Source organism: Candidatus Omnitrophota bacterium (genome assembly GCA_016929445.1).
GTDB lineage: Bacteria > Omnitrophota > Gorgyraeia > JAFGIU01 > JAFGIU01 > JAFGIU01.
This window is the reverse complement of sequence record JAFGIU010000010.1, coordinates 1-10,349: the sequence shown is the minus strand read 5'-3', so window position 1 is coordinate 10,349 and position 10,349 is coordinate 1. Positions and strand designations below refer to the sequence as shown.

Sequence of the window (10,349 nt, the reverse complement as noted above, 5' to 3'; positions counted from 1 at the left end):
TCAATATGGTCCGTGCGGGTGAGGCCAGCGGCGCCCTGGATGAAATCCTGGACCGTCTGGCCAGCTATATGGAAAAGTCGGTGTCCATGACCCGGAAGGTCAAGTCGAGCATGACCTATCCGGTCGTGGTCATGAGTATGGCCTTGCTGATTACCCTGGGCCTCATCCTCAAGGTCATTCCCACCTTTAAGGATGTGTTTTCTTCCCTGGGCGGGCAATTGCCCGTTCCGACTCAGATCCTGATCAGCTTCAGCGATTTTCTCCGCGGCAATATTCTTTGGGTGGGCGGTGTGCTCTTTGGGATTGGTTTTGTGATCCAGCGCTGGTCCAAAACAGTCGGGGGTAAGAGGGTCCTGGACAGGCAGGCCCTGAAGTTACCTGTGATCGGAGATCTGCTGCGCAAGGTGGCGGTGGCCCGCTTTGCCCGCACCCTGGCCACCCTGATTCGAAGTGGGGTGCCCATTCTCAATGCCTTGGAGATTGTGGGCAAGACTGCCGGCAATGTGGTGATCGAGGAAGCGGTCGAGGATGTCCGGGCGAATATCCGTGAGGGGGCCAATATGGCCGAGCCCCTGGCCAAGAGCGGAGTTTTCCCCCCGATGGTGGTGCGGATGATCAGTGTGGGGGAGCGCACCGGGGCTCTGGAGAGCATGCTCGGCAAAGTGGCGGATTTTTACGAGGAGCAGGTGGATGCTGCCGTGAGCGCAATGACCAGTTTGATCGAGCCGCTTATTATCGCATTCTTGGGTATTGTGATTGGGGGCATCGTCATTGCAATGTTCCTGCCTATCTTCAAGCTGACACAAGTGATCAGCGCCTAGGACAGCCCAAACTTACGTATTCCGTTGACTCACAGGCAGTTCTGTGCTAAAATTTACAACGGTGTAAGTTATTATAAGTAGCTCTTCCAAGGGATGTAGGGGACACAAGAGAAGGAGACTGCAATTATGCTTCGGACCAAACAAACTCAGCGTGGTTTTACCCTCGTTGAAATCATGATTGTTGTGGCCATTATTTCTCTGGTCGCAGCGATTGCGATTCCCAACTTGCTGCGAGCCCGGCACAATGCGAACGAGACCGCAGCCGTGGCTTCGACCAGGAGCATCAGCTCCGCATGTGAAAGTTTTAGGGCGGCCCAGACTCCGCCGGCCTATCCGGTCAACTTGGCTGCCTTGTCGGCGGCGAACCCTCCCTATATTGATGCCAGCGTATCCGGGGCAACGAATGCGGCAACCTCTAGGCAGGGATATTTCTTTACCTACAATCGTGTCAACAACAACCAGTACACTCTGACGGCCCAGCCTGCGACCGTAGCGGTTACGGGAACTCGGGTGTTCTTTGTGGATGAAACGGGTGTGATCCGTCTCAACAACGCTGCAGGGCCGGCAGTCGAATAATAAGGCGTTTTGTGACCACAAGGCACAAGGGGGAGTCGAAAAGAGATCAATCCTGTCGCGGGCTCACTCTTTTGGAAGTGGTGTTCGCTGCGGGTGTGCTGGTTCTTACCTTAACAGGCCTGATGGGACTTCTCCTTGCCTGCTTTGCCATGAATGAACAGGCCAGAAGTATGACTTTGGCCATGAGTTCGGCAGAGCTGCATCTGGAGCGAGTCCGGAACACGGTCTTCGATAATATCCAGACTCAATTCGACGGTTCTCGCTTTGATGTGCCTGGGCTCAGTCCCGGGGATTCAGAGGGGAGTATCACAGTGACTCCGCTTAACGCGGAGCTTCTTGAGGTGAGGGTCGCCATTTCATGGCGCGGCAAAGGCGGGCGCATTTATGGTGAGGACCTGAATCTCGACGGAGTATTGCAGGCGGCTGAGGACAGCAACCTCAATGGCGTATTGGATAGTCCGGTGCAGCTGACTACCTTAGTGACGAGGCCCTGATGTCCCGGAGACGGGGAGTCACACTCGTAGAATTGATGGTGACTGTGGCGGTTGTAGGGGTTGTGACCGCAATCGGCACAGGTGCCTTGATCAGCGGCCGGCGCGGCTGGCAGGCCAGTGAAAACCAAATTGCGATCCAGCGCTACGCGCGACAGGGGCTCCAGCGGATGTCAAAGGAACTCAAACGTGCAAGCGCTTCGACGGTCGTAGGGGTTCCCGCGGATGGATCGGGCCATAATTCGATCCAGTTTCAAATTGCCGAGTCCTTTGATTCTAATAGCGGCAATATCGTGTGGTCCCAGCCGGTTCGGTATGTTTTGGGGGGAGCGGACGGCGAACAACTCATTAGAAGCCAAGGAGGACAGACGGAGATTTTGGCCAATTACATCAGCTCCGTGACCTTCGCCCGCTCCAATGCAGATCCCAATCTGGTGGCTGTCACGGTGCAATCGCGCAAGACGGCCTTGAACCAACGAACGGAGCAGATCAATCTTTCTTCAGAGATTCGCCTCCGGAACTAAACAGTTAGCCGGCAATCGGGGGATGGTCCTGATTGGGTCTTATTTGGTGATCGCCTCGGCTATCACGCTGAGCTCGGCCTACTTGGCCCGCAGTTTTGCGGAGCTGCGCATGGCCGAAACCTACCTGAATACCTACCAATCTTTCTACTCTGCTGAGGCGGGAGCCAACCGCACACTTCAGTGGCTGCGCTCTTTACCCGGGCCGCCGTCCGGGATCGAGGCCTTTGACCCTTTTGAAAACAGCCCGGATCCGTCTTATTCCGTGAGTGTGGATCCCTATGACGGGAATCCTACGAACATTCTCAAGCGCTACCGGATTACCGCGCGCGGATTCGGGGGGGACCTTGCCAATCCCAAGGCTGCCAGACAGGTGATCATGGAAGTGGAGATGGGAAATTTTGCGCAGTATGTTTACGCCACAGACTCTGAGAAGATGCCCTGGAACAACGATATGTACACAGTCTGGTTTGTGACCCGGGATCAGTTGGACGGGCCGGCGCATACCAACGGGCAGATGAACATCTCCGGAGATCCCGTATTTGAGGGCCAGGTGACGACCGTGGACTCTTCCTTAAACTACATGCACGGAGGCCCCCCGGAGGACAACCCGGAATTCAACGGATCTTTGGAGCTGGGTTCTACGTCCGTGACTTTACCTTCCCGGGTCACGGAGCTGCGAAGCGCAGCCGCGACCGGCGGGTTGACTTTCTCAGGGGACACCCTCATTCAGCTCAATGCGGACGGCACCATGACCTATACCAATTTTGCCTCCGGCCAGGTCAATGTCACGGTCCCTGTGCCCAATAACGGGGCCGTGTTTGTGGATGAGGGGGAGCTGCATGTGTGGGGCACCGTGGACGGTTCGCTTACGGTGGGTGCATCGGGAAATATTTTTATTGAGGACAATTTGGTCTACAAGGACAACCCGGTGAGTGTGCCGGAGTCCGATGACTATCTGGGGATCATTTCAGAGAGCAATGTGTTGATTCCTCCGGGTGCGCCGGATGATTTGTATATTCATGGCAGTGTAATGGCTCTAAGTGATTATTTTTCGGTGGAAGAGTGGTACGGGGACAGGAAGGGGACCCTTCATCTCTATGGCGGGGTCATACAAAAACACCGGGGTGCGGTAGGAAGCTTTGATTCACGCACAAACGAAATTGTGAGCGGGTATCAGAAGGATTACCATCATGACCCGCGTTTCAAGATCAAGCCGCCCCCCTACTACCCGGATACAGGCGCCTATCGCGTCCTGATGTGGGCCGAGCAGTAAAATGGATCCTTACCGGATGATTAAATTGGCTTTGGGGTCCGCGGGCTTGGGCTGCCTGTTGTTTCTTGTAGCCTGGCTCTTATGCCGGCCCAATTTGCCGTCTCCGGTCGAGGCCGGGGTCCCGGCGGCGCAGGCCACGGCCGGGGCATTGGTTCCGAGACTTTCCTCGGGGCAAGAGGCGAAGTTTGACCGGGTCTTTGACTCATGGGACCGGAAAGCGGCTTATAGGAGTGCAGCCCAGTCTTCTATGGATCCGGCAGAACGGGAATCATTGGCGCGCCGGATTCAGCCTCCGGCCCGGCAACCGGCCGTCGAAGTCCAGGGGGCTGTTCCTTTGCCGTCGCGTACCGAAAGGCTTTTGCAGGTTCAGTCGGCAGCCCAGCTTGAGTCAATGCTGGCCCAGGAGTGCGGCGGGGGGCCGGGTTCAGAAATTATGGAGTTCATTGATTCCGGGGATCGTTTAATTTACTAGAGAAAAACCATGCCACTAGACCGATTCAAAAACAAGACCAAGGGAAAAAAGAAAGCTAAGAAGGCAAAGCGTCCTTCTGCTGTCGGTCTGGATTTGGGAACGACTAGTATCAAAGCTGTTGAACTGAGCTTTGGGACCAGTCCTCCGACAGTGGAGTCTGCGGTGCTTCAGTTACATGATACGGCCCCGGAGGATAGCGCGCAGTTAGCCAAGGTCGTGCGCCAGGTGCTGGACCGCCTGCAGCCCTCGGCCAAGAAGATCAATGTGAGTATTTCCGGACAACCGGTAGTGGCCCGCTTTGTTCACATGCCCCGAATGTCGTTGGACGAAATTTCCAGCGCGGTTCGCTTTGAGGCCCAGGATCGAATCCCCTTTGAAATCGACGAAGTTATTCTGGACCACCAGGTCCTCTCCCAGGAGGGGAACAGCATGTTTGTCCTCCTGGTGGCGGCCAAGAAAAACGCAGTGGAACAGCGTCTTGAAGTGCTGCGTCAAGCCGGTTTGGAGGTTGGAGTTTTGGATGTGGACTTTTTTGCGGTCAGCAATTGCTTCCAACAGTGGTTGCTCAATCACGAGGACTGGATCGCGGAAGGGCAGGAGAAATCCACGGCCCTGTTGAATATCGGTGGTCGCGTCACCAGCATCAATGTGCTCAACGGCAGCACTCTTTGTTTGAGCCGGGACATTTTGGTTGGCACCGAGGAGATTTTGCGTCTGGGGCGTGCGGCATTGGGAAAACTTGTCAATGAGACGCGTATGTCCTTGGATTATTATGAGAGTCAGCTGGGGAGCCGGGTCGATGCCATCCTGCTGGGCGGGGGAGGGGTCCATGTTACGGGAACCGCGGAGTTTATTAAGGAACAACTCGGGGTGCCCACCGACACCTGGGATCCCTTGAGTGGCTTTGAGGTGGTTCCCCGTTTGGCCGAAGAGGGTATCGAAAAGATTAAACACCAGCTTGCTGTGAGTCTGGGATTGGCTTTGAGGTAGAGCATGTTTATCCAAATCAATTTGCTGCCGGATGCCCGGTCGGGGAGGAGACGCAAGGCGCTAAAGCTGCCGGCCAAGCAACTGGTCACAATTGCGGCTGCGGTTGTGATCCTGGCCGCGGTTGGGATAGGGGCGGTGGTTTTCTTAAGGGGACAGGGCCGGCGTGAATACGCGGCTCTTACCCAGGAAATGCAAGTCTTGGAACCACAACGCCAGCACTTAGCCCAACTGCAGAAGCGATGGGGCAAGTTGGGGCACCGGACTTCTTTGCTGGGTTCCATGGAGGAGACCCGGGCGCTTTGGGCCGGAAAGCTGGAACGGCTCTCCGCTGCGGTGCCCGGACTCTTATGGCTTACCGAACTGGTGGTGGATGACGAGGGGAGCGTTGAAATCAAAGGCACGGCTTTGCAACAAGGTGAAGAAGGGGGGGCCAAGGCGGTCGGAGAATTCATGAAAGCCTTGCGGGATGATGAGCTCTTTTCCTCCCACTATGTTGAGATCGAACTCCAATCCATGCAGCGGCGGCGTATCGAGAACGTGCAAGTCATGGACTTTGCTTTGGGGGCTGTTCCCAAGAAGCCCGGAGAAGGAGCGGAAGTGGTACCAGTTTCCTCTGAAGGAGGGGTCTAAGACGCATGGACCGTAAGAAAATCGAAGTCCTGGCACTGGCGGGTTTATTGGTGCTCATTGCCTGTGTGCTGGTCTTTCAAGTGGTTATTGCGCCGCGCCGTGCCGCGCAGAGGGCTGCTGCCGCCTATGCAGGCGCAGGGGTGACAGTGACTTCTTCGCTAAGCTCTTTGCGAAGCCAGGTCCAGGCCGCGCGCGCCCAAGTTTCGCAGATCACCCGTTTGGAGTCGGAGGTCTCCAGCATGGAAGCCGTTCTCAAGGAGTTGGAGGCGCGCCTCATGGATCCGAATGAAATTCCGGTTTTTTTGGATCAGCTTTCGGGTCTGGCCGAACAATCCGGGGTTGAAATTGTCCGGGTTCAGCCTGTTAGCGAGACTCCCTCCGGCCCGGAGGAAGAAGCGCCTGTGTACCGGCAGTTTCCTGTGGCAGTAGAGGCCCTGGGCAGTTTTGAGGGATTGACCCAGTTTGTGAGCCGCCTGGAGACCCAGCAGCGAATCATGCGCGTCACCAATCTGCGGATTCAAGGGGCTGACGATACGCCCACCAAACACCGGGTGCGTATGGTGGTAAGCGCTTATATGCAGGAGGTCAGGGCGGAATGAGATTCACACAGGTTCTGCTGATTGGTTTCTTGTTTTTGGGCATTTCCGGGGTTCCTGCCCGGGCTCAAGTCGGCGAGGAAGCCCCTCCCTCTGCCAGTCTCCGCCGGGATCCTTTTATTCCGATCGTCCTCGAAGACGGAAGCTTCTATTTTGAAGAAGAGAGTATTGAGCTTCTTCCGGACGTTAAACTGGAGGATATTCATTTGGAGGGGATTGTGGGGGATCCTCAGGGCGGGAACGCCTTTGTCCTGATCAACGGAGAAGTCCTTCGTGAGGGCGATTCCGTCCACGGATTTATCCTTTCCAAGATCCGCAGTGAGTCCGTGGTTTTATTGACAGGACGGGGTGAGGTTGTGGTACAACTAGTTGAATAGACAGTGAGTTACGCTCAGGAGGCGATCGTGAGGCCGGAATTGAGGACAGGATTGAACAGCTGGGCCCATAAAATTTGGATTGTGCTGTTACCGATTGTCCTCCTTACACTTACATCTGAGTGTTTTGGTGTGGAGACTGCAGTCGTCACCGTTCACGAACAGGGCGAGTCCATGGCAGACCCGAATTTGGCCGCCGAAGCGGCTGAACCGGTTGCCGGGGATTCCGAGGTGGCTGACGGGAATGTGACGGTAGACTTCAAAGATGCCGATATCCGCAATGTCCTCCGAATTCTCTCTTACAAGGGCGGGGTCAATATCGTGGCCGACCAGGAGGTCGAGGGCACGGTGACCATGCGTCTGGTGGATGTGCCTTGGGAAAAGGCCTTGCAGGTCATCCTCAAGACTTACGGACTGACCTATGAACGGGACAACAATATTATCCGTGTGACCACTTTAGCCAAGTTACAGCGTGAGGAATTGGTGACGCAGGTTTTTTCCCTGCGCTATTCCAAGGCCGAGGATACTTTGGCATCTGTGCAGACAATGCTTACGGACCGGGGCCGGATTCAGGTGGATGAACGGACCAACCGCTTGATTGTTTCGGATGTGCCCAGCAACTTGGTTAAGGTTCAGGAGGTCATCGATCAGATTGACCAGCGTACCCGCCAGGTTCTGATCGAGTCCAAGATTGTGGAAACCACCTTGGACGACAACGAAAGACTGGGGATTGACTGGACAATCAAGGCCACAGCCGGCGGGGCCAGCCGGCCGATCACCACTCCTTTTAACAATTATGGCCGGGATCGGGATATGTACCCGACCGTGGAGAGCACTGCGAGCCAGAGTGTCGAAGAAGTCAATGGGGTGGATACTATTCGAACGGAGATTGAAACTGATTTTCCTTTGAAGGGCTATATTTTGGATCCGCAGAATTCGCTTCGCCTCGGCCAGTTCCCCATGGCTGTAGCAAGCGATTTTGCATTTGGTACTCTGGATTTTACAAAGTTTCAGGCGGTACTGGAAATTCTGAAGTCGCGTTCGGACACGAAAATTGTCTCGAATCCGAATATTGTGACTCTGGACAATCAAGAGGCCGAAGTGGTTGTGGCTCAGACTTTCAATATTCCGCTGTATGAGAGGAACCCTTCCACGGGTTCTTTGGAAATTACGGATTACGAAGAACGGCAGATCGGCGTGACTCTGAAGGTAACACCGCACGTGAACGATGCTGGGGACATCGTGGTGAATTTGGAACCGACGGTGAGCGCCTTTTTGCAGTTCGACACGATTGGAGAGGTCACAGCCCCGCGCTTTTCAACGCGGAAGGCCGTGACCCAGGTAATGGTCAGAGATGGAGAAACGATCGCCATCGGCGGGTTGATCTCAGAGCTCACCCTCGATGTCGAGAAGAAAGTGCCGATTCTTGGCGACCTTCCTGTTGTGGGATATTTGTTCAAAAAGATTGAAAGCGGAGTTGATCGAACCAATTTGATTTTCTTTGTGACAACTCGTCTGATGGATTCTGGTCAAGGGGCAACAATTGCGACAGCCATGAATAACGTGGGGGATGAGCCGTCTACAGCGGCAGCTCCTGCGCCCTAATACCGGGAATCTTCTTCCCACACGCTCGCCAAGACCTCGGCACGTAGCGAGGTCTAACAAATGTCTAAAGAAATATTGATTGCCGTTGACCACGGCGAGAAACGGGTGGCTGTGCTTGAAAACGGCCGCCTGGAAGAATTCTACGCCGAGCGGTCCGAAGGCCAGCGTCTGGTAGGCAATGTCTATAAGGGCGTTGTGGACTCCGTTGTTCCGGGCATTCAAGCCGCATTTATCAGCTTGGGCCTGGAAAAGAACGGGTTTTTGTATGTTTCCGATGTGGTCGGTGCACTGAACGAATACGAGGACGATGTGCTCTGGGATTACCAGGGCCGCAAGCAAAACGACCGGCGAAAGTCGGAGCAACGCATTGAGAATCTGCTGAAGAAGGGGCAGGAGGTTTTGATCCAGGTGGTCAAAACCGCGATCGGCACCAAGGGCGCCCGCCTCACCACCCACCTCACCTTACCGGGACGGTTTCTGGTTATGATGCCCTTTGATGATCATAAGGGCGTTTCCAAGCGTATTCCCGACGACCGGGAACGGCAGCGTCTGCGGGGGATTTTGGAGAGCATCCGGACTCCGGAGGGCATCGGGCTGATTGTCCGTACAGCCGCGGCGGGGTGCTCCGAAAAAGACATGGTTCGCGATGCCAAGTACCTCTTGGGTCTGTGGAAGAATATCAAGAAGCAGGCCACGCGCGCACCGGCTCCGTCGCTGATTCACAACGAGCTCGACGTGGTCAAGCGCACCATGCGGGACAGCCTGACCGATGCCGTGGACCGGGTCTTGGTGGACAACAAAGAAGAGCACCGCGAGATTCTCAGTTTCATGAGGCCGTTAATGCCGGATCTACGCAATAGGGTTCATTTTTACGGGGATAGCGTGCAGCTTTTGGAAAAGGCGGGGGTGGAGGAGCAGATTCAGCACCTTTACGACCGCGAGGTCAAACTCCCCAGCGGAGGAACGGTCGTGATTGAGCAGACCGAAAGCTTGGTGGCTATCGACGTCAACAGTGCCAAGTTCACGGGTCGCAAGAACCTGGAAGATACGGCCTTTGTCACAAATAAAGAGGCGGCCCGGGAACTGCCCCGGCAAATCCGCTTGCGGGATTTGGGCGGGATCATTATCATCGATTTTATCGATATGGAGGAGGCCGCCCACCGGCGCGAGGTGCTTTCGGAGCTCCAGAGGGCAATGGCCGATGACCGGGCGCGCACCAATATTCTCAGTATTTCGGAGCTGGGCCTGGTGGAAATGACCCGCCAACGAATGCGCAAGAGTGTGGAGGGCGTGGCTCTCAAGGAATGCCCTTATTGCGCAGGACGGGGCGTGGTGAAGTCCGCTTCGACCGTAGCCATTCAGACCCTGAGAAAGTTGCGCTCTCATCTCCAAAAAACCCGTGCGCGCCAGCTTACCGTGGCAGTGCATCCGGAGGTGGCGGCCAGTTTGATGGAGAACGGACGCCGTTATGTCAATCAGGTGGAGCGTACTTTCCGGGCGCGTATTGATTTACGCGCGGACATTGCCCTTCATATCGAAGACGTCAATATTTTGAATTAGACAAGGAGCCATACGATGCCAGTCACCGTAAGAATTCCGACCCCGCTGCAGAAACTGACCGCCAACAAGGCGGAGGTCAAAGCCGAGGCAGGGACGATTAATGCGTTAATCTCGATCTTGGACTCAGATTATCCGGGCCTCAAGGATCGCATTTGTGATGAAGCAGGCAAGGTCCGTCGCTTCGTCAATATCTATGTCAATGAGGAAGATATTCGTTTTCTCGAAATGGAAGGCACGGCTCTTAAGGACGGGGACGAGGTCTCGATTATCCCTGCGATTGCAGGTGGCGCGCGTTAAGTGCCGGAGCTTTCTGAGTCCCAAATAGAGCGTTATAGCCGGAACATTGTGCTGCGGGAAGTCGGCGGCCGCGGGCAGCGGAAACTTTTGCAATCCAAGGTGCTGGTGGTGGGTGCCGGAGGTTTGGGCTCCCCGTGCAT

The 10,349-nt window shown here is 55.4% G+C and carries 13 protein-coding genes; all 13 read left to right on the top strand.

The window, feature by feature from the left end; translation table 11 throughout:
• Positions 1–821 (top strand): type II secretion system F family protein (locus JW937_01105; protein MBN1586011.1); only part of this gene is annotated, 821 nt, incomplete at its 5' end.
• 126 nt (positions 822–947) lie between these two features.
• Positions 948–1,397: a type II secretion system protein gene (locus tag JW937_01100; GenBank protein MBN1586010.1), complete on the top strand. Its 450-nt coding sequence runs from the start codon at positions 948–950 to the stop codon at positions 1,395–1,397.
• A gap of 11 nt (positions 1,398–1,408) precedes the next feature.
• A complete protein-coding gene (locus JW937_01095; protein ID MBN1586009.1) occupies positions 1,409–1,891 on the top strand; it encodes a hypothetical protein in 483 nt (160 codons plus the stop codon).
• Positions 1,891–2,412 (top strand): prepilin-type N-terminal cleavage/methylation domain-containing protein, encoded by a 522-nt coding sequence (locus tag JW937_01090; protein ID MBN1586008.1) that lies wholly within the window; start codon positions 1,891–1,893, stop codon positions 2,410–2,412. The genes JW937_01095 and JW937_01090 overlap by 1 nt, the downstream gene beginning before the upstream one ends.
• Before the next feature lie 22 nt (positions 2,413–2,434).
• Entirely contained in the window at positions 2,435–3,685 is a 1,251-nt protein-coding gene (locus JW937_01085) for a DUF4900 domain-containing protein (GenBank protein MBN1586007.1), read from the top strand.
• Between the two features lie 16 nt (positions 3,686–3,701).
• Positions 3,702–4,157, top strand: coding sequence for a hypothetical protein (locus JW937_01080; GenBank protein ID MBN1586006.1), 456 nt, complete (start codon positions 3,702–3,704; stop codon positions 4,155–4,157).
• Between the two features lie 9 nt (positions 4,158–4,166).
• Positions 4,167–5,147: a pilus assembly protein PilM gene (gene pilM, locus JW937_01075; GenBank protein MBN1586005.1), complete on the top strand. Its 981-nt coding sequence runs from the start codon at positions 4,167–4,169 to the stop codon at positions 5,145–5,147.
• 3 nt (positions 5,148–5,150) lie between these two features.
• Positions 5,151–5,777 carry a PilN domain-containing protein gene (locus JW937_01070; protein MBN1586004.1) on the top strand — a complete coding sequence of 209 codons (627 nt, stop codon included), beginning with the start codon at positions 5,151–5,153 and terminating at the stop codon, positions 5,775–5,777.
• A 5-nt stretch (positions 5,778–5,782) separates the two neighbouring features.
• The gene (gene pilO / locus JW937_01065) at positions 5,783–6,376 is read left to right on the top strand and encodes a type 4a pilus biogenesis protein PilO (protein MBN1586003.1); all 594 of its coding nucleotides are present in this window, start codon (positions 5,783–5,785) and stop codon (positions 6,374–6,376) included.
• On the top strand, positions 6,373–6,750 hold the full coding sequence (locus tag JW937_01060) for a hypothetical protein (GenBank protein ID MBN1586002.1): 378 nt from the start codon (positions 6,373–6,375) through the stop codon (positions 6,748–6,750). The genes pilO and JW937_01060 overlap by 4 nt, the downstream gene beginning before the upstream one ends.
• Before the next feature lie 27 nt (positions 6,751–6,777).
• On the top strand, positions 6,778–8,352 hold the full coding sequence (locus JW937_01055) for a secretin and TonB N-terminal domain-containing protein (GenBank protein MBN1586001.1): 1,575 nt from the start codon (positions 6,778–6,780) through the stop codon (positions 8,350–8,352).
• Positions 8,353–8,412: 60 nt separating this feature from the next.
• Positions 8,413–9,912: an Rne/Rng family ribonuclease gene (locus tag JW937_01050; protein MBN1586000.1), complete on the top strand. Its 1,500-nt coding sequence runs from the start codon at positions 8,413–8,415 to the stop codon at positions 9,910–9,912.
• Positions 9,913–9,927: 15 nt separating this feature from the next.
• Positions 9,928–10,209 carry a MoaD/ThiS family protein gene (locus JW937_01045; GenBank protein MBN1585999.1) on the top strand — a complete coding sequence of 94 codons (282 nt, stop codon included), beginning with the start codon at positions 9,928–9,930 and terminating at the stop codon, positions 10,207–10,209.
• The last annotated feature ends 140 nt before the right edge of the window (positions 10,210–10,349 follow it).

Coding starts and splice junctions, on each gene's coding strand:
- pilM (MBN1586005.1), top strand. CDS start 4,167: ATGCCACTAGACCGATTCAAAAACAAGACCAAGGGAAAAAAGAAAGCT.
- JW937_01045 (MBN1585999.1), top strand. CDS start 9,928: ATGCCAGTCACCGTAAGAATTCCGACCCCGCTGCAGAAACTGACCGCC.
- JW937_01085 (MBN1586007.1), top strand. CDS start 2,435: ATGGTCCTGATTGGGTCTTATTTGGTGATCGCCTCGGCTATCACGCTG.
- JW937_01080 (MBN1586006.1), top strand. CDS start 3,702: ATGATTAAATTGGCTTTGGGGTCCGCGGGCTTGGGCTGCCTGTTGTTT.
- JW937_01070 (MBN1586004.1), top strand. CDS start 5,151: ATGTTTATCCAAATCAATTTGCTGCCGGATGCCCGGTCGGGGAGGAGA.
- JW937_01060 (MBN1586002.1), top strand. CDS start 6,373: ATGAGATTCACACAGGTTCTGCTGATTGGTTTCTTGTTTTTGGGCATT.
- JW937_01100 (MBN1586010.1), top strand. CDS start 948: ATGCTTCGGACCAAACAAACTCAGCGTGGTTTTACCCTCGTTGAAATC.
- pilO (MBN1586003.1), top strand. CDS start 5,783: ATGGACCGTAAGAAAATCGAAGTCCTGGCACTGGCGGGTTTATTGGTG.
- JW937_01050 (MBN1586000.1), top strand. CDS start 8,413: ATGTCTAAAGAAATATTGATTGCCGTTGACCACGGCGAGAAACGGGTG.
- JW937_01090 (MBN1586008.1), top strand. CDS start 1,891: ATGTCCCGGAGACGGGGAGTCACACTCGTAGAATTGATGGTGACTGTG.